The 20,407-nt window shown below is 39.0% G+C and carries 27 protein-coding genes and 1 riboswitch; of the genes, 8 read left to right on the top strand and 19 right to left on the bottom strand.

Annotated features, from left to right (window positions below; translation table 11 throughout):
• Window positions 1–23: 23 nt before the first annotated feature.
• Window positions 24–1,931 carry a TonB-dependent receptor plug domain-containing protein gene (locus FUA25_RS11430; protein ID WP_147757057.1) on the bottom strand — a complete coding sequence of 636 codons (1,908 nt, stop codon included), beginning with the start codon at window positions 1,929–1,931 and terminating at the stop codon, window positions 24–26.
• A 98-nt stretch (window positions 1,932–2,029) separates the two neighbouring features.
• A riboswitch (cobalamin riboswitch) is annotated at window positions 2,030–2,240 on the bottom strand.
• Window positions 2,241–2,257: 17 nt separating this feature from the next.
• Window positions 2,258–2,737: a cytidine deaminase gene (gene cdd, locus FUA25_RS11425; RefSeq protein WP_147757056.1), complete on the bottom strand. Its 480-nt coding sequence runs from the start codon at window positions 2,735–2,737 to the stop codon at window positions 2,258–2,260.
• Window positions 2,738–2,861: 124 nt separating this feature from the next.
• Here cdd and namA point away from each other — a divergent pair, with 124 nt between their 5' ends.
• Genes namA through FUA25_RS11410 form a run of 3 tightly spaced genes read left to right on the top strand, consistent with a single transcriptional unit; the run spans window position 2,862 to window position 4,593 of the window.
• Window positions 2,862–3,908: an NADPH dehydrogenase NamA gene (gene namA, locus FUA25_RS11420; protein ID WP_147757055.1), complete on the top strand. Its 1,047-nt coding sequence runs from the start codon at window positions 2,862–2,864 to the stop codon at window positions 3,906–3,908.
• Window positions 3,909–3,959: 51 nt separating this feature from the next.
• Complete coding sequence (locus tag FUA25_RS11415; protein WP_147757054.1) at window positions 3,960–4,244, top strand: DUF2752 domain-containing protein; 285 nt, start codon at window positions 3,960–3,962, stop codon at window positions 4,242–4,244.
• 19 nt (window positions 4,245–4,263) lie between these two features.
• Window positions 4,264–4,593: a CCC motif membrane protein gene (locus tag FUA25_RS11410; RefSeq protein ID WP_147757053.1), complete on the top strand. Its 330-nt coding sequence runs from the start codon at window positions 4,264–4,266 to the stop codon at window positions 4,591–4,593.
• A 73-nt stretch (window positions 4,594–4,666) separates the two neighbouring features.
• Here FUA25_RS11410 and FUA25_RS11405 read toward each other — a convergent pair whose 3' ends face one another.
• Window positions 4,667–5,197: a DUF4136 domain-containing protein gene (locus tag FUA25_RS11405; protein ID WP_147757052.1), complete on the bottom strand. Its 531-nt coding sequence runs from the start codon at window positions 5,195–5,197 to the stop codon at window positions 4,667–4,669.
• 7 nt (window positions 5,198–5,204) lie between these two features.
• Window positions 5,205–5,381, bottom strand: a complete 177-nt coding sequence (locus FUA25_RS13275; RefSeq protein ID WP_185146702.1) for a DUF5522 domain-containing protein — start codon at window positions 5,379–5,381, stop codon at window positions 5,205–5,207.
• A gap of 39 nt (window positions 5,382–5,420) precedes the next feature.
• Here FUA25_RS13275 and FUA25_RS11400 point away from each other — a divergent pair, with 39 nt between their 5' ends.
• Entirely contained in the window at window positions 5,421–5,753 is a 333-nt protein-coding gene (locus tag FUA25_RS11400) for a hypothetical protein (protein ID WP_147757051.1), read from the top strand.
• A gap of 23 nt (window positions 5,754–5,776) precedes the next feature.
• Here FUA25_RS11400 and FUA25_RS11395 read toward each other — a convergent pair whose 3' ends face one another.
• The 15 genes from FUA25_RS11395 to FUA25_RS11330 form a co-directional block, all read right to left on the bottom strand.
• Window positions 5,777–6,112 carry a hypothetical protein gene (locus FUA25_RS11395; RefSeq protein ID WP_147757050.1) on the bottom strand — a complete coding sequence of 112 codons (336 nt, stop codon included), beginning with the start codon at window positions 6,110–6,112 and terminating at the stop codon, window positions 5,777–5,779.
• A 253-nt stretch (window positions 6,113–6,365) separates the two neighbouring features.
• Window positions 6,366–6,869, bottom strand: a complete 504-nt coding sequence (locus tag FUA25_RS11390; RefSeq protein WP_147757049.1) for an STM3941 family protein — start codon at window positions 6,867–6,869, stop codon at window positions 6,366–6,368.
• A 63-nt stretch (window positions 6,870–6,932) separates the two neighbouring features.
• The gene (locus FUA25_RS11385) at window positions 6,933–7,451 is read right to left on the bottom strand and encodes a hypothetical protein (protein WP_147757048.1); all 519 of its coding nucleotides are present in this window, start codon (window positions 7,449–7,451) and stop codon (window positions 6,933–6,935) included.
• Window positions 7,452–7,502: 51 nt separating this feature from the next.
• Window positions 7,503–7,955: a DUF6624 domain-containing protein gene (locus FUA25_RS13415; protein ID WP_317130285.1), complete on the bottom strand. Its 453-nt coding sequence runs from the start codon at window positions 7,953–7,955 to the stop codon at window positions 7,503–7,505.
• Window positions 7,956–8,050: 95 nt separating this feature from the next.
• Window positions 8,051–8,221, bottom strand: coding sequence for a hypothetical protein (locus FUA25_RS13355; protein WP_228411698.1), 171 nt, complete (start codon window positions 8,219–8,221; stop codon window positions 8,051–8,053).
• 56 nt (window positions 8,222–8,277) lie between these two features.
• Window positions 8,278–8,718, bottom strand: a complete 441-nt coding sequence (locus FUA25_RS11375; protein ID WP_147757047.1) for a DUF1801 domain-containing protein — start codon at window positions 8,716–8,718, stop codon at window positions 8,278–8,280.
• Between the two features lie 86 nt (window positions 8,719–8,804).
• The gene (locus FUA25_RS11370) at window positions 8,805–9,656 is read right to left on the bottom strand and encodes a CHAD domain-containing protein (RefSeq protein ID WP_147757046.1); all 852 of its coding nucleotides are present in this window, start codon (window positions 9,654–9,656) and stop codon (window positions 8,805–8,807) included.
• 212 nt (window positions 9,657–9,868) lie between these two features.
• Window positions 9,869–10,165 carry a hypothetical protein gene (locus FUA25_RS11365; protein ID WP_147757045.1) on the bottom strand — a complete coding sequence of 99 codons (297 nt, stop codon included), beginning with the start codon at window positions 10,163–10,165 and terminating at the stop codon, window positions 9,869–9,871.
• A 70-nt stretch (window positions 10,166–10,235) separates the two neighbouring features.
• Entirely contained in the window at window positions 10,236–11,045 is an 810-nt protein-coding gene (locus tag FUA25_RS11360; RefSeq protein ID WP_147757044.1) for a DUF2059 domain-containing protein, read from the bottom strand.
• Between the two features lie 439 nt (window positions 11,046–11,484).
• Window positions 11,485–12,615 carry a ribosome small subunit-dependent GTPase A gene (rsgA, locus tag FUA25_RS11355; protein WP_228411697.1) on the bottom strand — a complete coding sequence of 377 codons (1,131 nt, stop codon included), beginning with the start codon at window positions 12,613–12,615 and terminating at the stop codon, window positions 11,485–11,487.
• Between the two features lie 410 nt (window positions 12,616–13,025).
• Window positions 13,026–14,096 carry a hypothetical protein gene (locus FUA25_RS11350; RefSeq protein ID WP_147757043.1) on the bottom strand — a complete coding sequence of 357 codons (1,071 nt, stop codon included), beginning with the start codon at window positions 14,094–14,096 and terminating at the stop codon, window positions 13,026–13,028.
• Between the two features lie 353 nt (window positions 14,097–14,449).
• Window positions 14,450–15,055: a CDP-alcohol phosphatidyltransferase family protein gene (locus FUA25_RS11345; protein WP_228411696.1), complete on the bottom strand. Its 606-nt coding sequence runs from the start codon at window positions 15,053–15,055 to the stop codon at window positions 14,450–14,452.
• 53 nt (window positions 15,056–15,108) lie between these two features.
• Window positions 15,109–15,465: a hypothetical protein gene (locus FUA25_RS11340; protein ID WP_147757041.1), complete on the bottom strand. Its 357-nt coding sequence runs from the start codon at window positions 15,463–15,465 to the stop codon at window positions 15,109–15,111.
• A 183-nt stretch (window positions 15,466–15,648) separates the two neighbouring features.
• Complete coding sequence (locus tag FUA25_RS11335; RefSeq protein WP_147757040.1) at window positions 15,649–16,101, bottom strand: hypothetical protein; 453 nt, start codon at window positions 16,099–16,101, stop codon at window positions 15,649–15,651.
• A gap of 87 nt (window positions 16,102–16,188) precedes the next feature.
• On the bottom strand, window positions 16,189–16,767 hold the full coding sequence (locus FUA25_RS11330; protein ID WP_147757039.1) for a Crp/Fnr family transcriptional regulator: 579 nt from the start codon (window positions 16,765–16,767) through the stop codon (window positions 16,189–16,191).
• Between the two features lie 521 nt (window positions 16,768–17,288).
• On the opposite strand from FUA25_RS11330, the gene FUA25_RS11325 reads away from it, so the two are divergent.
• From FUA25_RS11325 to FUA25_RS11310, 4 genes are all read left to right on the top strand, one after another.
• Complete coding sequence (locus FUA25_RS11325; protein ID WP_147757038.1) at window positions 17,289–17,729, top strand: GreA/GreB family elongation factor; 441 nt, start codon at window positions 17,289–17,291, stop codon at window positions 17,727–17,729.
• A gap of 259 nt (window positions 17,730–17,988) precedes the next feature.
• A complete protein-coding gene (locus FUA25_RS11320) occupies window positions 17,989–18,783 on the top strand; it encodes a thymidylate synthase (RefSeq protein ID WP_147757037.1) in 795 nt (264 codons plus the stop codon).
• An 83-nt stretch (window positions 18,784–18,866) separates the two neighbouring features.
• Complete coding sequence (locus FUA25_RS11315) at window positions 18,867–20,180, top strand: serine hydrolase domain-containing protein (RefSeq protein ID WP_147757036.1); 1,314 nt, start codon at window positions 18,867–18,869, stop codon at window positions 20,178–20,180.
• Window positions 20,180–20,404, top strand: a complete 225-nt coding sequence (locus FUA25_RS11310; RefSeq protein WP_147757035.1) for a hypothetical protein — start codon at window positions 20,180–20,182, stop codon at window positions 20,402–20,404. Before FUA25_RS11315 ends, FUA25_RS11310 begins: the two co-directional genes overlap by 1 nt.
• Window positions 20,405–20,407 lie beyond the last annotated feature (3 nt).

Here is a 20,407-nt window from a genome sequence, read left to right as displayed (position 1 = left end):
GAAAGGGCTTTCTGTAATTGTTTTTAGAAATTATAATTCACGCCAAACGTAAAGTTGCGCGGTCTGGTATTATATCCGATCACATCAGTGTAGGAAGTATTGAACAGATTTCCGATATTCAGATAAGATTCTAGTTTTTGGGTGATTTTCTGGTTGATATTCAGATTAAAGAGATTGTAGCTATCCACAACCACATTTTTTATGGAAAAAGCGGAGGAATCATAGTATGCATCGTTCCTTTTCGAGACAAACTGATGACTGAAATTCACCCGCGTCGTTTTAAACGGAAGGATTTCAATGTAGGAGTTCACGCGCTGTTTCGGCTGTCTGAGCATCGTGGCTTCCTTGTCTTTTTCAACAAAACCGAAATTTCCGCCGAAATTCACCATTTCATTGATTTTGTACCGAACGCCGACTTCTAAACCTTTTACTTCATTTTCCTCCACATTCTGAAATTGGCCGGTGAAATCAGGAAAATTCACATAAGTAAAGACATCTTTTTCCTGTCTTTGGAAGAAACTCGTGCTGAAAAGTAGACTTCTGTCTTTTTTTCCGATTTCAAAATTGATGTCCTGAGTGGAATTGGTTTCAGGTTTCAGATCGGCATTCGGAAGGGTATAAGGCAGCGAGCCAAAATTCTGGTAAAGTGTTGGTGAAATAAATGCTGTCGCATGTGAAATTCCGAGCTTCCAGTAAAGCGTTTCCATTTCTTTTAAATAATAAGGATTGATGCTGTACACCAAATGATTCCCGTATTTGGAATGGTGAGAAAAACGCAGACCTGTATCCAAATGGAATGCTTTGTAATGAGATTGTGCCAAAGTGAAAGCTTCATAACTTGTAGAATACGTTTCTTTGTTGATCAGAACATCTTCCATTTCGGTACTGCCATACGGAACTGCACGGTTTCCCAAATTCTGCTTTTCATATACCAAACCGCTTGTAAGTTTGAAGTTTTCAGCGAACTGATGATGATTGTTGAGCTCTATATACACCTGTTCTCCGGTGTAAGAAAAACTGTCGTTGTACTCCTCATTCATTTTTGTCTGGCTGAGCCGTCTGTTTTTGGAATACCTTGAAAGCAGAGAGAATTCCCCTTTATCATAGAAATATTTTGAAGTATTGCTGAGGTAAAACTGGTAATCTTTATTGCGGTCCTCCGAATCGGCAAAAGCCCCCAAATCGTACTGAAAAAGATGATTCGTGTAATTACCGTCGAAAGTAGTCAGCCATTTTTCCTGTCGGTAGGTATAACTGCCGCCGATATTCTGTTTCTCGAAACCGTCTTTTTCGAAATTTTCGCCGGCTGCCGAGGAGATCCCTCTTGATTTTTCGTTCAGCCCTTTCAGCTGGAAGTAATGGTTCCCCTTTTTTAAACCTGCTGAAAAACTCTGTGCATACGTGTCAAAACTCCCGGCTCTGGCTCCGATATTCAATTGGAGCGGTTTTTCGGCGGTGTTTTTGGTTTTGATGTTGATGACAGAAACGGTTGCATTGCTTCCGTACAGAACCGATGAAGCTCCGTTCAGGATCTCGATGCTTTCAATGTTTTCGGCCGCGAAAAGTCTTAAATCGGAAACGGTGTAATCGTTTGCCGTGACATCTTTCAGCGGAATTCCGTCGACAAGGATCAGCACGTTGGCCGATTTTCCGCCGTTAATTTTTAAAGATTTGGGTTCCTGAGGATTGTTGAAATTTCCGCTGATCTGGATGCCCGAAACCTGATTCAGGATTTCATTCAGATTCTGCCCTTTAAACTTCTCAAGATCTTTTTTGGTGATCAGCTGCACATTTTTTCCGGCTTTATAAGCGGCTTGAGGGGCTTTGGAAGCGATGGTGACTTCCTGAATGGTGGATTCGTTTTCCTGTTGGGCAAAAATGGTTGAACTTACGACAAGCATTGCCCCAACAAAAATTAATTTTCTTTTCATTTGAAATAATTTTGGTTAAAGTTTACTTATCGGAAAAAATGCAGGTAAAGACTGAACAGACCTGTTCAGAAATTTCGCGACTCTTCCTCCGAAAGCGTTTAATAATCATTCTTTCGGCAAGGTCTCCTGACTTTCACTTTTGCTTCACCTTCCCGTTTCCAGTGGTTTTTTTGAAGCAGAATTTTTCAGTTTTCAACTTTTTGTTTGAATAAAAAGCTGAAAAAATCTGTGATTTACAGTTGCGGGGACAGTTTACGGTTTACACGTAATTCCCTTTTCCAAAAGTTTTGCGAAGTTATTAATTTTATTTGAAAAAAATGAGAATTTTATAAAAAACTTGAATCAAAAGAAAATGGCAGCAGGTCTCTTATCGATTTGGTCTTGAAAATTTCTCCATTCAGCGATGCAAAATAAATTTCAATCCCTTCTTTCTGTTTGGCTTCATACTCCAGAATCGACTGACGGCAGGCGCCACACGGCGGAATAGGAGGGGAGGAGACTGCATCTTTGGGCGCTCCGATCACGAAAAGCTTTTTGATTTTCACATTCGGAAAATTTGCGGAAGTCCAGAATATGGTCGTCCTTTCCGCACATAAACCTGACGGATAGGCGGCATTTTCCTGATTGCTGCCCGTAATGATTTCGCCGTTTTCCAGAAGAAGTGCGCAGCCAACATCAAAGTGAGAGTATTCTGAGTATGCGGTTTCACGGATTTTTCGTGCAGCATCAAACAGTTTCTTTTCAGTCTCATCCAGATGCGCGTAGCTCTCGATAGCTTCAAAATATATTTTAAGTTCTTTTTCCATTGATAAAAATCGGAAAGTAAAGGTAAATGTTTTTGTTTACGTGGCAAAAAGCCTGTTCTGCCGGTATTATTGGCTAATTATTTCAGAATGGCTAAATTTGTAATAAATAATAAAATCAATTAGAATGCTTTATACCCCTTTAAAACTCCGAAATATTGAACTGAAAAACCGTTGGGTGATGTCGCCGATGTGTATGTATTCATGTAAAGATGGTGTCGCGAATGATTTCCATTTCGTGCATTACGGGAGCCGCGCTCAGGGCGGAACCGGCCTGATTATGGTGGAGGCAACCGGCGTCGTTCCTGATGGCAGAATTACGAATAAATGCATGGGAATCTGGAATGAAGAACAGGCCGCTGCACTGAAAAAAATTGTAGATTTTGTTCACGGAAATTCAGAAAGTAAGATCGGAATACAGCTTGCTCATGCCGGGAGGAAAGGTTCTACGTGGAACGGAAAACAGATTTCGCTGGAAGAAGGTTGGAAAACCGTTGCACCTTCACCAATTCCGTATGAAGAAAGCGAAAGAATTCCGCATGAACTGACAGTGGAAGAAATTAGAGATCTGGTAAAAAGTTTTAAAGTGGCTGCAAAAAGAGCGATAGACGCAGGTTTTGACCTCATTGAACTCCACGCGGCACACGGTTACCTGATTCACCAGTTTCTGTCGCCCTTATCCAATGTACGAACTGATGAATACGGCGGAAGTCTTGAAAACAGAAGCAGGTTTCTGATGGAGATTGTGGAAGCAGTGAATGAATTGCTGGATGAGAACCATCCGCTTTTCGTAAGGATTTCCGGAACAGAATATGCTGAAAATGGCTGGGATCTTGACGAAAGTGTAGAACTTTCAAGAATGCTGAAACAGAAAAACGTGGATTTAATTGATGTTTCCAGCGGTGGAAATATTCACGGCGCGAGAATTTCGGTTTTCGACGGTTATCAGGTTCCTTTTGCTTCGAAGATTAAAAAAGAAGCTGAAATAAAAACTGGAGCAGTGGGAATGATCACATCTGCCGAACAGGCAGAGGAAATTCTGCAGAATGGAGATGCAGATCTCATTTTCATTGCACGCGAAATCCTGCGGAATCCTTATATCGCGGTACGCAATGCTTTTAAAACAGAGGAAAAATGCTTTTTTCCTGCACAATACGACAGAGCGAAAATTTAATTTTCAGCACTCATATTTTTTTTGTAAAATTGAGGAACATTTGAAACCCTTATGAACCTGGAAAAATACATGCTTCCCTGTCTCAACAAAAAATTCTTCGGCGTGGAATGTTTTGGATGCGGTGCGCAGCGTGCTTTTTTGTTGGTAATAAAAGGAAATTTCTCAGAAGCTTTTCATCTTTTTCCGGCCATTTACACGGTTATGCTTTTCTTCGGGTTTGTGGCTTTAAACTTTATCGACAAAAAAAGGAATTACGGAACAGCCCTGATTTCTTTGGCTGTACTGAATGCCGTGATTATGGTGGTTTCCTATTTTATCAGACATTTCACAACTTAAAACTATAAAACAAACAATTATGAATCAACAAAAATTACCAAATGCCACCGCTGTCCTCATACTGGGTATTATTTCCATTGTGGGTTGCTGCTTTTACGGAATAGGACTGATCTGCGGAATCATCGGCCTGGTCCTTGCCAAAAAAGATGAAGCCCTCTACAATGGAAATCCAACCCTGTATTCCGATTACCAGAACCTGAAAACGGGTAAAATCCTTTGTTATATTGGCCTTGCACTGAGTATACTCGCTGTTATCTTAATGATCGTAATGGGTGCAACACTTGGATGGGATGCAATGATGGATCAGCAATTAATGGAAGAAAGAATGAAAGATTTAATGGGACAGTAAGTAATAAGTTCCCCAAATTAAAGAGCCCGCAATTCCTAAAATTGCGGGCTCTTCGTTTATATATAGAGTAGGCTTATTTTCCTCTTTGCGGAGGATAGTTGGCCATAATTTCTGCAACAATTTCAGGAATCTGTATTTGTTTGGCTTTTGGAGAATCAACGGAAATCCCGCTTCCGATACCCTGCCACACCAGTTTCTGGGTACGTGTATCAATGAGATCAATAATCAGCGCTCCTTCGTTGTAATTGGAAGACCAGGTTCTGCTCATTCCGACTCCCCAACCGAAAGGTCCACCCCAACCGTACATTCCGTAAGGTCTGGAACTCTGAACATCCTGAATTTTTTTGTGGTTGGCTTTTACATTAACGATCAGATCCGGATTGTCGGAAACGCTTAAACCTTTTGTCTGCAACTGTCTTGAAACTTCGTTTAACACGCGGTCTTTGTCGATGTCATTCAGTTTCAGATCATCGATCCTTAATTTATAGGTTCTGTAACTGGTAAAATTGGCAGTTTCGGCATAATCAGACCTTACATTGAAGGGGCTGCAGGAAGTTAATCCTAAAGTTGCCGAGGCAAGAATCAAAAAAAGATATTTTTTCATGATGGTGTTATTTCTTATTTGGTTTTTTAAAGGTATCCGTCTTTTTATCATATCCGTATGGGCAGTGTTTACAGCCACTTTTGCAGCAGTAGCCGCGTTTGAGATGGTAGCTTTCCGTAAAAACTTTGTAACCCTGTCCGTTATAGTAAAAGTCTTCGTTCTCTTTGATGCTTTTTTCACTCATGGGTTAAATCAAAATGGCTGAAAATTTTATCTTTGTTCAATGATCATGGTTTGCCAAAGACTTCTCAAAAATACGAAAATTTCAGGGATCACTTTGTTCCCTTTTATCATTCTGAGAAAAGCGGAGGACCTACAGAACAAGGTACTCATCAACCACGAAAAAATTCATTTGCGTCAGCAGCTGGAACTCTTCGTGATTTTCTTTTATCTGTGGTATGTGATGGAGTATTATTACTGGTTTTTCCGGCTTGGAAACAGGTATCTGGCATATAAATCTATTTCCTTTGAGCGTGAAGCCTATGCAAAGGAAGAGGATCCGGATTATTTAGCGTCAAGAAAAATGTGGAGTTTCCGGAAATATATGGATACCTAACCTGAGTTTATTTTTTGAAAAAATTAGTTTTTTTCTTCAGTATCCTTAAATTCCGGAGAAAATTTTGCAACTACTGGTGGAAGTAAAATACTGCAAATCCCAATGATTGTGAGAAGTAAACTTTGAGGGATAAAATTCATAATGACCAGGAACAGACCACAGCTGATGAATAGTATTTTTAATAAATATTCTTTCACTAAAAAAGCTCCAATAATATAGAATGCACCAATAACAGAGAACATTGCAAATTTACTTAATTCCACAATAGTTTGGTCAAAGTCAAGAGACCAACTGCAAATTGTAAGTATGATGATCACTGCAAGCAAAGTCCTGAATATAGGAAAAAAAGCTGTTTTCATTGTTTAAATATTATTAAGTTTACTTGTTGATTTGTACAAATATATAAATTAAATCCGGCTATAGAAGTTCAGGTATTTAAGTTTAATAGTCTGCGAATTTCGTATTTAAAAGCCAAAAAAGGACATCCCCGGCTAAAACCTGCGTAGGTTACCACAAAAACACACAATAGGGGTGTTTTCTTCCAGATAGATTTTGATGTTACAGGCTGTATCATGTTTTTAATTGGGTTCAGGAAAGATTGGTACAATTAACTTAAACTAATATATTGTTTTTCAGAATTTGATTTCTGCCTTCGATAAAATGTTGAATTTCGTTTCTTTCAACATTCATTGCCGACAAATTGATCTTAAAAACACTTGTCTTTCTGAAGCTTTTGTTTGAGGTGATTTTGAACAGCGTTTTAAAAGAATCCAGACTGATACTTTTGTCGGCACAGATTTTTAAAAAAACCTGATTCTGCATTTCAATAATTTCGCAGGAATCGATTTTACTCCAGGGCAAGAACCTTTTCAGTAATCTGCTGTCAATAATCCCATCCGTTAAAGATATTATGATAACCGGTTTTTGTCTGAATACATTTCTGGACGCAACTACCAGACTGATTACTGATAGTAAAATGTTTAGGAAGCCGATCACTCGAAAAAAGATATAATCTGATTCTGCTGACTTTAAGCCAATTAAAAGACATATAATGCCCAAACCCAAAAGTTTCAGCATCGTGAATTTATTAACGTAAATATTGAGGTGTTCCTCCATATTGATTTAGTTTTTTATAAATGTTCAGTGATTCAAAATACTGCTGAAACTAAAAACAGGAACCTACTGATGCGTCTTCTTTATAGCATCCAGATAGATTTTCTTAATACTGGTTTTTTCTTCTTTTTCGCAGATTTTTTCAATTGCTGGCAGCAGATGTTTATTGTATAGTGTTTTCAGTTTCAGAATTTCGCCGAGTGCAAAAGCGGCGCTCCAACGCACAACGGTTCCATCATGTGTGGTATTATCAAGCAAATGGGTGATCGATTTTTCCAGTTTATCAGGAAATAAATGAGCGATATTGCCGGTCACTTTTGCGCTTTCCCATTTAATTCTGGGTGCTTTTTCAGTAAGGGTACGGGTTACAAATGTTAAGACGATTTCATCTGCAATATTGGGGTTTTGCTTGGTCGCATATTCGAGCGCCTCAATACACGTAGCTTTTGCAGGATCTTTCTGTTTTTCAGCAAACGCAATAAGCTCGTCAACGGGCAATGACTGATCTATGATCCAATTGCAGATTGTTTCGGTTTTTACTTTGGGCTTGAGGGTTTTATCTGCCAGAAGTTCATCAATGGTCATTTTTTATAGTATTTAATATGGATAAAAGGGTTTCAGTTTGTGACACTACGTTCAAAAAGTTTTTATGCTGGGCAAATCTAATTTTTTTTTTAATTTTTCAATTTCTTCTATCGTATATTTTTTTGAATAATCAATTTCCATTGATTTTGCATATTCCTCAACCGGCATTTGGATCCCTACAGAACGGCGGAGTTCATTTACTTTCTCTGGATTTTTAATGGGCCATATAAAATTGATCCATTCTTCTTTGTGTGTTTCTGGATCTATAATAAGTCTACCCGCTCCCTGAGTGCCGTAAATCTGTTCTTTTCCCTGATACATCAGCATTCTGTCTTTCATCATCGCGACATGCCGGGTTTGCACCTCTCCTTTTTTATTGGCTTGCTCAATCAACGGAAAATATTTCTCAATAATGGGAAGTTCTGAATGTTGGATAACGTACCAAACGGCAGTGTTTAATGTATCGCCGACGAGCGCTTTTCCGGGATATCCATACTTTTTAATAATTTTTTCAACCTTAACTAAATTCAGGCTGTCATTCTGTGCGGTTATTTTCCAGCTATTTTGGCGAAGATCCCGGTCTGATATATGATAGTAAGTTAAAATTTCTTTTTTCTTTCAGCGGAAATATCCGTCGTAAAAAGTTCCCTTAATTCCTGGTCAGATTTTAGAATTTGTGCCAATTCATTTTTCAAAGCGTCTTTCTGTTTAATCGTAACAGCGCACGAATTCAGGATGAGTAGTAATGCCGTAAAAATCAGTTTTTTCAAATAGTTATTTTTGTCTGTGTGATAGGCGTTCATAATTTATTAATTTCATTAAAAAGTTACTCCCCGGTCGTACCATCATGCGCCGCAAAACCATCCCGTATTGCAGCTTTCAGGATTTCAATGTCGATGTCTTTCAGCGTTTTGAATTTGATGCAGTATCCGGTCACACTTGCCTTGCCGATTTCTTTTCCGTATGTGCTTGCCAGGTAGCTTTTGTCATCGATTCCCATGATATAAACGGAAATTCCAGTGGTGTTGGCGCTCAGACCGATCTGATAAAACTCCCGGGTCTTTCCGTCAGCATAGGTAATGGTATACGATCCGTATCCGATATTGGGATTGGAAACCGTCTTGTTTTCACTGTTTTTTCCGTCAAGAAACCAGCGTTTGCATTCTGGTTTGATGTCCAGAATGGTCTGATGCAGTGTTTGCATTTCGCTGCGTTTTGGTTCGGCTTGACCAAAAATATAGGCTTTGATCTGTTCTTCTGTATTCATCGTATAAAATTAAAGGTTACCCAAATCTTCAAACAAATTTACTACAAATGACTAAAAAAGGGATACTTTACAGTCCCTCGCAATTGTTATTTTCTGAAATTTCCAGAGAATCTTAAAATCAAAGGAAAAATGAGGAACGGGATGCACAGCCGAAGGATCGTTGTGACGGACAGGGCATTGAACTTCTTTCCTTTTCGGTTGTTGTGCAGGTTCTTGCGCAAAGTATTAAACTGTTTTATTTCCTTTTCTTTCAAATCTAAGAGATAGTCCGATTTCTGCATGGGGAAGTGGACGGGAGACAGAAAATTCATCGCTAAATAGGTGTCGTGCCAATCACCTACCAACTGCTGTTGCTGATCAACAGCTGCAATATCTATTTTGATTTTATCCTGTATTTTTTTGGGCAGAGCCTCATAGATGTACAGAATCTTCTTTACTTTCTTTCTGTAACGGTGCAGCTTTCCCCTGTCGATATGCTGTAACAGGTTCTCGGCTTTTTTCCACTCTTTTTTAAAATATTGTATAATAATCTTTTTCTCCGGCAGGAGCTTCGGTAATTGAGTTTCATCACGAAAATACCTGATAAGCATAAGATGTTGTGGCCCATCATCAATAAATTTTTGACTCGCAATTTGTTCCTTATTTCTTAATTGGGTAATAATTTTTTCCGGAAGATTTGGAACCGTATCCAACAGTTGCAGATTAATCTGTATGGCCCTGACCTCTCCTGCCTGATGAAACAATGGCTTGAGCAACGCCGTGTCGTATTTACGTTGGTAAACCTTTTCAGCAAATGAAACCAGGGCCTTTATTTTTTTTATGTCCACCCTCAGGTGATGGAGCCGTTCGGATTTTTTATTTTTCACATAGGACAAAAGATCCCTTTCTATGGATTCCTGGAGGCTAAGAACGTAATGATTCAAAATATTCTTTTCCATCTCTCTTAAATTATTGAATGCATTCTTGGCTCACCCTGCTTAAAATGACCGATGCCACGGGTAATTGTCCTGACAATATGAGAATACAGGTAAAAATTATTTATGATCTACAATGAATTTTTATATCAAAACGCATGTCAGGAATTTTTACAACAGCTGCGAAGTATTTTCTGCTTTAAAGGTGAAGGTTTCGTATGCAATTTATATTAATTCTAAAACCTTCCGTAAAATTTAGAAATATTAAAATAATATTTAACCTCTTCGCCGTTGGGTTTTACAAGGGTTAGAATGTCAAAAGGCTGCTTTTTGTCGTCGAATGTCAGGCTCTGGCTTTTCATCTTACAACCGCCGCATTTTTCGCGCACTATTTCGTATTCCTTTGCAACGCTCGCGACTCTTATTGCTTTTTCCATTGAACTTCCGTCATTTGTAGTCAGGTCTTGAGTTGATGCACAACTCAAAAATGCAAAAAATATTGCTGGTGCAAAAAAGGGTTTCATAGTTTTCATGATGATGGGTGTTTAGTATTCAAAATTGATGTTAGTGTGCGAATGGGTGAAATGTGCTGAATCACAATTGTTATTTTTTTAAAGTGTTAATGATTTCATTTATTTCCTCATCAGATAAATTTCCACTTATTTGAATTCTACCATTAGGAATAACTGAAATGACGGTGGGTGCGGAAATTAATTTTTTATTCAATACAATTGCCACAGGTTTACCGATGTTGTTTTCGGTTAGTATTTTAATTTTTTTCGCACCCGCTCTGTTTAAAACGATGTCAATAACATTTTGGTCAAGATCATTTTTCAGCTTTTTAATTTCCAAAACTTCTTTTGTTGAGACAGTAGGTTTTGCAGCTAATTTTAGATCTTTTAATCGATCATTTTGAACGTTATAGTAAACCACTGAATAAAAGCCATCTTCTTTATCAACCGGAATGGGAATTTCCTTATTGTTTTCGGCTTCTGTACTGATTTTGTTGATTTTATCAATAATCGGTTGTAATTCATTTTGAATATCCCGAAAACTTTCAGTGTATTTTTTTTCTAAACTGTCATTGGAACTGAGGATTTTTGCCCCTGCAGAACTCTTGTAGAAGCTATAGATTTCATTGATTTCTTTCTCTGTGAAAACTTCTGAATATCCTTTTGACAGTCTTTGGGCAATCACTCCATCGGTCAGTTTTTTTTCGATGCTATTAAGCTTCAAACTGTCATCTTTATCTAAATTATATTTGAGAGGTTTTATGGTCATATCAAAAATATAGTATTTATACCCGTCAATAGTTCCCGTCATTTTTAAAATCTCATATATTTTCTGCTCTTTTGTTTGAGCAAAAGAATTTACGGACATTAATACCAGTAATAACTTTAGCGCTGTTCTCATATGAAATTAAGGGGTTTTGCTTTGTGGTTTTTTTGTCTATTCTATTTCACCTCCATTATTTAAGATGCTGCCATTTTTCTGAGAATCAATAAGGTCAAAATGTAGTAATTGTGAAGGGTATGGTGATAAATCTATATTCCGGTAAAAGGTTATACTGTTACATCAATCAATCCCTTACACTTCAATTAACTATAGTCTTTGCGCAACTCTTTATTTACAGGTAGATTTCAGGGTGGTTTTTCCATTTTCTTCAACCTGTCTATATCCGTTGTCTAACATCGGTTGAAAACTTTTTCTCCTGTATTCACGTAATGTCTGGTCATATCCGTAAATAAATTCCATTTCTTCAACCAGACTTGCGATGTATTTTTGTAAATATTTAGATTGCGAATTAAGAAATTATTATATAAAAATAGGCTTAAAATGAATAGTTTGAACTTTATTTTTTTCTTTTGTTGCCCTTTTTATAGTTCTTAACCATTTTTCCGAAATCTTTATCTTTTTTTCGTTTCTCTTCAATTGTGGATTCAAAATGCGTTTTCTCTGCTACCATTTTAAGGTAATTGTTGTAAGAAGCTTTGTCAATTTCTCCTTTTTCAATGGCTTCAAGAACTGTGCAGCCTTTCTCATTGGTATGCGTACAATCTTTGAATCTGCAATTCGCGGAAAGTCTTACAATCATCTCAAAAGTAGTTTCAAGTCCGCTTGTTGTATCAGCAATACCAACTTCCCGCATTCCGGGATTATCAATTAAGATTCCCCCATTTTCAAGCATGATTAACTCTCGATGACTTGTAACGTGTTTTCCTTTATTCGTACTTAGACTTATTGCATCAGTCCTCATTAAAATTTTTCCGGAAAGATTATTTAAAAGAGTTGATTTTCCAACCCCAGACGATCCAAGCATACAATATGTTTTTCCTTTCTCGATGAGGGAATGTACTGCTTCGTATCCTTCCTTTGTTTCATTACTGATCGGAATAACAGGAACGTTTTGAATCCTAGTTGTTATACGGTCTACAAGTTCTTTAATTTGAATCTCCTCAATTAGGTCGGTTTTGGTAAGTAGAATGATTGGCTTAACATGTGATGAATGGCATATGGTCAGATATCTTTCCAATCTGTTCATATTGAAATCCCGGTCTGCCGCCTGCACTAAAAAGGCGTAATCAATATTAGTTGCAATAATTTGAACCTCTCCAAATTGTCCGATTGCCTGACGTTTGATCGTGGAATATCTCGGCAGTATGCTGTGAATAATTGCAAAATCAGATTCATTGGTTGTTAGAGCTACCCAATCGCCTACTGCCGGAAAAGCTGCACGGTTTTTGGCATTGAAACGCATATTTCCGGTTATCTCTGCTTCAAATTCTCCTTCCAGAGTCTTGACCATATAACGCTCCCGATGTTCAGAAATTACTCTGCCTATTTCGAAATTTTCAAAATGGTGTTCAATCCTGAAATTCTCAAAAGCATCCTGATATCCTAAATCCTCGAGTCTCATCTCAATTGATCTTAAATAGGTTCCTGACTCTTTACAGTCGTTATTTTGCCTGACCGCTAAAGCCATTATATTTCGCCTACCAGCCGGTTATTTAAATGACAATTTATAACTTTTATTTGAGATATCAGAGCAGTGTCTGATAAAAAGTAAAGCACGGATTGCCATTATAATGTTGAGTGCTAATGCCGGTTCAGCGACGTCTTCGGTCTTTATCTTCTTGAAAATAGAGGTGTAGGTTGCAGAAAAACAATATATCATTGTTGCGTTAAATGCACTTTTTCTGAGGATCTTGATTGTGCCATATCGCTTCAATTTCCTGAACAAATCCACTTGATTCGATAGGCAAGCGATCATTAAGACTCATTCCTGCTGTAAAATCCCAACCGTTAACATGAAATCTTTCATTAAATTAAAAGATTAAAAATATACCTAAAATTGTCGGTATTTGAGATAAAGCCGTACGCTGCCGCTAGAGGTTAAGAAGCCGAAAATACCGCATCAATTTTTTTTAACAGGGCGAAATGTTTGCGGCAGGCGCTCATAGCATTCCAACCTCTTTTAAAACTCCAGTAATCTATGCCCTTGGAGTGATTATACCTGGAAATTTGATAAAGGATGTTCCAGTGACCGGCAAGGATTTTACAGGCCTGAAAAAGGGTGTTGCCGTTACCGTAAACATGGTGGGGTTCACCACCGCATCCGTTGTATTCCAGAATTGAAAAATTTTTCCCCTCTTTCAGCTCTTCGATAGAGGAACACTTGATATCATAGCGCCCGTAAAAGAGCGTATCAGAATAGGAACTTATTTCATCAAATACTTTGATGAGCCGTTCATCCTTTTCATGTTCCAGACTTACAAGTTTACACCCGCGGCTGAGGTTAAGCGCATGGCTTAAACAGAATATTTCATCTTTCTTCAGGACGAGCTGGAGGTTTTCAGCATGCTTTGTCCGCATCTCATCCAGCCGGAAGCGGATTCGGGAATAGTCAGTCATTAATTCCTCCAGAGTAGATTTTCCGTCTCCTTTCACCTCTAAAAATTCCTTGCGTATAAATCCGGTAATGGTGCCGGTTTTTGCATTTGGGAAGCGGTAGTAGAAAACACTTACTTCCAAAGGATAGGTGACCAGCTCTTGCAACAGGTAATCAACCGGCATCATTTCATGATAGGATCTAAGCTCGGCGGGTGTTTTGATAATTCTGAACAGAAAACCCATTCTGCCAACCTCAGGTTTTACCACAAAAGGGTAACTAAAATCTGCGGCTATTGATTTTTCAAGTTCAGAGAATGGCATTTCGGCTGTTATACCGATGCTTTTAGGAAAACTTCCCGGTGGTAAATGCTTATAAATTGACATTTTTGTTTCACCTTCAAATCCCCCAAAAGCCAGCTTGGGATTGGAGGGGGTGAAAAACCAGAAAGACCCGGCGCGGATACAGTTCCATGCCCAGACTGGAACAATAGGAATGTATTTGATGCGCCAGTCCCATGTTTCCCAATGGGTGATTTTATAGATGGTATTGTTTAATGACTGAAATGTCTTCATTCTTTGAAACCTTTTTCGGCTAGTAAATGTGGGTTTAGGTTTCCTGATGGTTTTCCGGAGGAAAAATCAATAGGCAAGCGTCGTTTAAGCTGCTGAATGTGCAGGCTGCAAAAAGAATACCATCACTGCACTGAACAGGATGAACTGCCGGATTGTTCGAAGAGAGTTTAAATGAATAGTGGGGAATTGCCAACTCTGATAATATTAACCCGGGAAATTTCCCGGAACTGAGAACAACCGGACTGAAATTTCATCAAAATTTCTTTCAATAAGCAATAATTATGAAAAAAGGCAGAGCAGTAAGACGAAGCTTGTTTATTATCCCCAGCCAATGGCCTTACCTGCAGTTTTCATTATCCGTTAAACAATTTATTCCGTTTAATCGGCAATCCTTTTCTGAGTTTTAAAGCATGATAGAATGAAGGTACATCATTCGTCCATTTATTCAGAATTAAAATAATTACAATAATTTCAGTTCTGGTGATCAATCCAATCCAGAAGCAAAACTGAAATAATAAGACAGATTCACACTCAAGGATAATCTGAATAAGGGTGGCAAACAATATTAAGGTCCAGATTTTGGCGCCAATCGTATGCGTGGCTATTTCCTTCTTAAACTTAATAAAACTCACCAAATAGGTAAGGATCTCAGTTCCAATTAAAATGGAAAGGAATGTGAGATTGCTTTTATAAAATGCCGGACATAATAGATAACCTGAAACGGCAACACTCATAAAAAATATTTGATCCACTGTAGAATCAAGTCTTCTGAGTGTCTGGGTAGAGATGTTGAGTTTTCTGGCGATGATGCCATCGAAAATATCAGTTAATAAACCTACTGTCAGCAAAGTGATGATGATGAATTGATGGTCTTGGATTCTGAACCAGCTTACAGCAATAATGATAAAACCAATGAAGAGTCTGGAGAAAATTAAAATTTTTGGAAGGTGTTTTTTCATCAATATTTCTGCTACGGTTGTTGGTTGGTCGATTGCCGGCTTATTTAGTGAAATTATTTTCTCAGTTGTCTTCTGAAAAAATAAATGGCGCTTAACTGCATAATAGCGGCAAAAAGATACACAATTGGCAGCCCTGCCTTACCCATATGAAAGTAATCGTAAGCAATTAGAAGCGATAAAATGGCTTCAATCGCAAAAAAGCTAGTGTCGATCCAAGGGAATTTTAATTTAAGCGGTTGATGAAAAATGGCAATGCTTAAAAATACAATTCCGGCAATGGCAAAATAAATAGAGGAGTCATGACCACTTTCATACTTTTCGAAGGCATGAGTCAGAATGACGACACCCGCTAAAATATGGGTAACCTTTTTTAATTTTTCCTTCCGCTGACTGGATTTGCCTGAATTCATTTTGTGGTGATTAAAATTGGAGATAACAGTTGGTGTTTCTGTTGTGTTACATTTATAACAAGTCTTGTAAATATAACAAATGAAACAATTAGCGAAAAATTTATGAGGTAAATTTAACCCCGCTAATAGAAATAGTTTGTTACCTATAGTTGTTTTTAGCCCTTAACCGAAGTCATTAAGATTCTATTTCTCATATTTTACAAAATGTTGCTGAACAAATCTATTCCATCCTTTCTTTGTTTTAGATTCAACAGTCCAGTGAAATCCTTCTGTTTCATCAGGCCAAAACGCTTGTCTGGCAATACCCGCAGGCATATTCGCTTCAAATCCAAAAGCCAACTCATGAATATCGCTTACCTCTGAGAATTCTCCAGTTGAATTTTTGCCATCTGATGTGAAAGACCAAAAAGTAATGATTTTTGAATCATCTAATCCGATAATCGTATGATCCTCATAGTTTTTGTCTCCCAGAACCCATGTGATATCGGCAATAATGTAACTCTTACCCAGGGCATATTTGTAGCTTCTGATACACTCTGGGTTCATTCTGTCTTTGCTGCCTTTATTGCAGATCCAGTTACCGATTAATGGGTCGAAAACACCAAGTTTACCCCTTCCTTTTTTCCAGTTTACCATATTTTAAAAGTTTGGTGCAATATTAATGATTGTTATTTTTTCGAATCTTGGTATACACCAAGTTGAAACGAATGCGTAAAATTAATGCTAATAGAATGGTATAGGTTTTTTAGCGAGGTTGTGATAGAGTTTGCTGAAATTGGTAGGATTAATGTTTAAATACGATGCGATGTATTTATGTTGAACTACATTAAACAGTTCAGGTCTTTTACAAACTGTTTGAAAAAATCTTTCTTCTATGCTCAAACAGCTGAGTTCTAAATTTCTTTTTAGAACTGAACACAATATTTTCTCTGTCAATATTCTGTAAGCCCTTTCAATGTCTTTTGAGAGGTCAAAAAGGTTCATTAAATCTTCGTAATGAATAAATTCAACTAAGCTGTCTTCCATACATTCAATGCAGTAGATCGATTTATCTTGATTCGAAAATGAGTCAATGTCTACAGCAAACCTGTTTTTATAGGCAAAATCAATAACTTTTCTTTTTTCACCATTGTCAAAATAGGTCAGAAGCAGCCCCTTCCTTACAAGGTAAAGTTTGTCTTGAATCTCGCCGTCAATTAATATCAAATCTCCCTTTTTAAAGGTGTCAGACCCTACTTTACTTTCGAGTGATTTCCGGTCTGAACTCGAAATAGAAGAATAAAGATTTAAAATTTCAACCATTGTATGATGGATATATGAATTCAGTTTTTCAATGTAATTACGGTCTTTGTGCATTGCCCGCTAACTCCAAATATACGCAAAGCGCAATTGCACATTATATAAACTGGGATAAAGCCGATGAGTTTTTTTCAAAATATTGATTGTCAATTAATTATTTTTATTGAATTGAGTCATTCAACTTACTGAAAAATGAACTGCAATTGTACAGTACCTCAGTTTGAAGCATTCTTTATAAATCTATCAAATATCAGTTAACAAAAATTATGACAAGATGACAGAAGCCGTTAAGATTTTAATACCGTTTAGGGCCAGACTGCGGCCGGACTGTGGCCGGACTAAGGCCGGATTAGCAACCGTTTTAATGGATGTCAGAATGGCACGTTTGATACGCTGTGTCGTTGTGTTTTATTTTTTATAAAAACAAAATGATCCCGCTACAGTCGCATTCTCTCTTTTTCCTTATTTTAGCAGCCGTGAAAAAAAAATAATTTTTGAGCCCTTCGTAACCCATCTGCGAACCCATGGATAAAACACAACTCGTCATCACCGTAAAGACCCGGCTCACCGAAAAGATCAAACATCTGGAACTCCTTATTTCCCAGACCCGCGAAGCCAACACTGAAACCAAAAGTTCCATGGGCGACAAATACGAAACGTCGCGCGAAATGGTGGAGCAGGAGATCCGGAACCTGCAGCGCCAGCTTAACGAAACCCAGATTCAGCAAACTGCTGTAAAGAAACTTTTGCCTTCCGAAAGCAGTGCCTCAGATTTTGGGGCATTGGTAGAGACCGGCGCCGGACATTTTTACATCGCCACGGCGGTTGGGGAAATCCATATGGACGACCGGAAGATCATGACCGTTTCAACTGAAAGTCCGCTTGCAAAAGCCCTGCACGGAAAAAAGAAAGGAGAGTCCTTCACCCTGAACGGAATAACGCATACGGTAAAAAATATTTATTAAATTTGAACCATGTATTGGTGTAAATGAATTCATGTAAAAAGGATGAAATATGAAGGATGAAATGGGAACGCTGCGGATATCACTCTGTTATAACAGCGGGCTTTGTAGCCCTTCACCGCATCAGTAAACCAAAACGCCTTCAATTCATCATCCAAAATCCACAATTCAAAATTAACACTTCATCCATAATGCAAAATTAATTCCTTCATAACTCATAACTCATAACTCATACTTCATAATTCATCCCTCATCCTTCAAAATGCAAAACTACCTCTCCCTCCTTCAGCATATACTCGACAATGGTACCGATAAAACCGACCGTACCGGAACCGGCACGCGAAGCATTTTCGGTTATCAGCTCCGCTATGACCTGCGCGAAGGTTTTCCTTTGGTCACAACGAAAAAAGTACATCTGAAGTCGATTATCTATGAACTGCTCTGGTTCCTGAATGGCGACACGAATATCAAATACCTCACGGATAACGGCGTGAGCATCTGGAATGAGTGGGCCGACGAAAATGGTGACCTCGGACCGGTGTACGGGGCGCAGTGGCGGAGCTGGACCGGAGCCGACGGAAAAGTGATAGATCAGATTTCCGACGTCATCGATCAGATCAAGAAGAATCCGGATTCCCGACGCCTCATCGTTTCTGCATGGAATGTTTCGGAGATCCCGAATATGGCATTGGCGCCCTGTCATGCCCTGTTTCAGTTTTATGTCGCCGACGGCAAACTGTCGCTTCAGTTGTACCAAAGAAGCGCCGATGTTTTTCTTGGTGTTCCGTTCAACATCGCCAGTTACGCACTGCTGCTGCTGATGGTTGCGCAGGTCTGTGATCTGGAAGTGGGCGATTACGTCCACACTTTTGGCGATGTACACATTTACAACAATCATTTCGAACAGGTGAAGAAACAGCTCACCCGAACCCCGCGTCCCTTGCCGGTCATGAAACTGAATCCTGAGGTACGAGACCTCTTCAGTTTCAGGTTTGAAGACTTTACACTGGAGAATTATGATCCCTATCCGGGAATCAAGGCGCCGGTTGCAGTCTAAAATATAAAGTGAAGCCTGTCTTCACTTTTTTTGTAACGGTTCGCGGTCTTTTAAGACTAATTTTTCAACCAAATGACCACCATATGAACAGATTTACTGCTTTTTTAGCTGTACTGGCTTTCTGCTCCGGTTTTGCACAGACCTTCAACACCGAGAAAATGAATACCTTGATGAACGCTCTGGATCAGAACAAGAAATTCATGGGCAGTGTTGCCGTCTCCAAGGAAGGTAAAACCATTTATAACAGTGCATTCGGTTTTGCCGATGCTGAAAACAACATTAAAAATACCCCCGACACGAAATTCAGGATCGGTTCCATCAGCAAGACATTCACGGCAGTTCTTGTCATGAAAGCACTGGAGGAAAATAGACTGAAACTGGAGGATCCACTTTCAAAGTATTTTCCGCAGATTAAAAACGCTGACAAAATAACGGTCGAACAGCTTCTGAACCACCGCAGCGGCATTCACAATGTTACCGATCTGTCCGATTATCAGGTATGGAGCAAGTCGGCACAAAGTCATGAGCAGATGGTTACCCGGATTGTATCGGGCGGAAATGACTTTGAACCGGGAGCTGAGATGAGCTACAGCAATTCGAACTATATCCTCCTGAGCTATATTCTGGAATCCGTTTATAAAAAACCTTTTGCCAAACTGCTGGAAGAAAAAATCACAAAACCGCTCTCGTTAAAAAATACCTATTACGGCGGAAAGATCATTCCTTCGAATAAGGAAGCCTATTCCTATATTTTTGCAGAGAATTATGTAAGGGACGGCGAGACGGATATGTCAGTTCCATCCGGTGCGGGAGGAGTGGTTTCAACTGCAGCAGATCTTCTGAAATTTGCAGAAGGACTGTTTAATGGAAAACTCGTGTCTGCAGAAAGCCTTCACAAAATGATGAAGATGACGGACGGCTACGGCTACGGTCTCTTTACCGTGCCTTTTAATGAATCAACCGGCTATGGCCATAGCGGCGGGATTGACGGCTTCACTTCGGCACTCTATTATTTTCCGGATACCAAAACTGGTTATGCCATGATCAGCAATGGCTCCGCCTTCGATAACAACCGCATCTCCCTTGCCGCACTGAGTGCCGCATCGGGAAAGGATTTTGATATCCCGTCCTTTAAAACCGTGGCGGTGCCTGCAGAAGAACTGAAGAAACTGGAGGGCACCTATGCCTCACCATCATTACCGCTCAAAATTACCGTCACGGTGAAAAACGGTCTTCTCTTTGCCCAGGCTACAGGCCAGAGCGAATTTCCGCTTGAAGCCACCTCTCCGAAAACATTTAAATTCGACGCGGCAGGAATTGAACTCGAATTTGACGCTCCTAAAAAGCAGATGATCCTGAACCAGTCCGGGGCCAGTTATACCTTTACCAGAGAATAATGAAATCACTTAAAATCAACCTCGAAGAGCAGGCTTCTGTTGAAAAACTGGCTGAGCTTCTGATTCAGATCAAAGGCATCAGATCTGTAGAGATCATGGATGAGGCCCAAACGGAGAGCGACCTGAAAAAAGCCGTCACGAAAGGGAAAGAGCAGCTGAAAAGTGGTGATTTCGACGGCTTGGTAAATGACCTCTTCGATACTTTTTTAAACAAAAAACCTTAAATA

Origin of the sequence: Chryseobacterium sp. (assembly GCF_008014695.1) — a bacterium.
Classification (GTDB): domain Bacteria; phylum Bacteroidota; class Bacteroidia; order Flavobacteriales; family Weeksellaceae; genus Kaistella.
The sequence above is the reverse complement of the archived record's forward strand: the minus strand, read 5'-3'. Positions and strand labels throughout refer to the sequence as shown.

Bases quoted from the DNA above. Each gene is read 5' to 3' on its own strand.
- FUA25_RS11320 (WP_147757037.1), top strand. From the start codon at position 17,989: ATGCAAAACTACCTCTCCCTCCTTCAGCATATACTCGACAATGGTACC.
- FUA25_RS11330 (WP_147757039.1), bottom strand. From the start codon at position 16,767: ATGGTTGAAATTTTAAATCTTTATTCTTCTATTTCGAGTTCAGACCGG.
- FUA25_RS11370 (WP_147757046.1), bottom strand. From the start codon at position 9,656: ATGGAAAAGAATATTTTGAATCATTACGTTCTTAGCCTCCAGGAATCC.
- FUA25_RS11390 (WP_147757049.1), bottom strand. From the start codon at position 6,869: ATGGAGGAACACCTCAATATTTACGTTAATAAATTCACGATGCTGAAA.
- FUA25_RS11365 (WP_147757045.1), bottom strand. From the start codon at position 10,165: ATGAAAACTATGAAACCCTTTTTTGCACCAGCAATATTTTTTGCATTT.
- FUA25_RS11375 (WP_147757047.1), bottom strand. From the start codon at position 8,718: ATGAATACAGAAGAACAGATCAAAGCCTATATTTTTGGTCAAGCCGAA.
- FUA25_RS11395 (WP_147757050.1), bottom strand. From the start codon at position 6,112: ATGAAAACAGCTTTTTTTCCTATATTCAGGACTTTGCTTGCAGTGATC.
- FUA25_RS11415 (WP_147757054.1), top strand. From the start codon at position 3,960: ATGAACCTGGAAAAATACATGCTTCCCTGTCTCAACAAAAAATTCTTC.
- FUA25_RS11310 (WP_147757035.1), top strand. From the start codon at position 20,180: ATGAAATCACTTAAAATCAACCTCGAAGAGCAGGCTTCTGTTGAAAAA.
- FUA25_RS11350 (WP_147757043.1), bottom strand. From the start codon at position 14,096: ATGAAGACATTTCAGTCATTAAACAATACCATCTATAAAATCACCCAT.
- namA (WP_147757055.1), top strand. From the start codon at position 2,862: ATGCTTTATACCCCTTTAAAACTCCGAAATATTGAACTGAAAAACCGT.
- FUA25_RS11325 (WP_147757038.1), top strand. From the start codon at position 17,289: ATGGATAAAACACAACTCGTCATCACCGTAAAGACCCGGCTCACCGAA.
- FUA25_RS11345 (WP_228411696.1), bottom strand. From the start codon at position 15,055: ATGAAAAAACACCTTCCAAAAATTTTAATTTTCTCCAGACTCTTCATT.
- FUA25_RS11335 (WP_147757040.1), bottom strand. From the start codon at position 16,101: ATGGTAAACTGGAAAAAAGGAAGGGGTAAACTTGGTGTTTTCGACCCA.
- cdd (WP_147757056.1), bottom strand. From the start codon at position 2,737: ATGGAAAAAGAACTTAAAATATATTTTGAAGCTATCGAGAGCTACGCG.
- FUA25_RS11410 (WP_147757053.1), top strand. From the start codon at position 4,264: ATGAATCAACAAAAATTACCAAATGCCACCGCTGTCCTCATACTGGGT.
- FUA25_RS11405 (WP_147757052.1), bottom strand. From the start codon at position 5,197: ATGAAAAAATATCTTTTTTTGATTCTTGCCTCGGCAACTTTAGGATTA.
- FUA25_RS11360 (WP_147757044.1), bottom strand. From the start codon at position 11,045: ATGAGAACAGCGCTAAAGTTATTACTGGTATTAATGTCCGTAAATTCT.
- FUA25_RS11315 (WP_147757036.1), top strand. From the start codon at position 18,867: ATGAACAGATTTACTGCTTTTTTAGCTGTACTGGCTTTCTGCTCCGGT.
- FUA25_RS11340 (WP_147757041.1), bottom strand. From the start codon at position 15,465: ATGAATTCAGGCAAATCCAGTCAGCGGAAGGAAAAATTAAAAAAGGTT.
- FUA25_RS11400 (WP_147757051.1), top strand. From the start codon at position 5,421: ATGATCATGGTTTGCCAAAGACTTCTCAAAAATACGAAAATTTCAGGG.
- FUA25_RS11385 (WP_147757048.1), bottom strand. From the start codon at position 7,451: ATGACCATTGATGAACTTCTGGCAGATAAAACCCTCAAGCCCAAAGTA.
- FUA25_RS11430 (WP_147757057.1), bottom strand. From the start codon at position 1,931: ATGAAAAGAAAATTAATTTTTGTTGGGGCAATGCTTGTCGTAAGTTCA.
- FUA25_RS13275 (WP_185146702.1), bottom strand. From the start codon at position 5,381: ATGAGTGAAAAAAGCATCAAAGAGAACGAAGACTTTTACTATAACGGA.
- rsgA (WP_228411697.1), bottom strand. From the start codon at position 12,615: ATGGCTTTAGCGGTCAGGCAAAATAACGACTGTAAAGAGTCAGGAACC.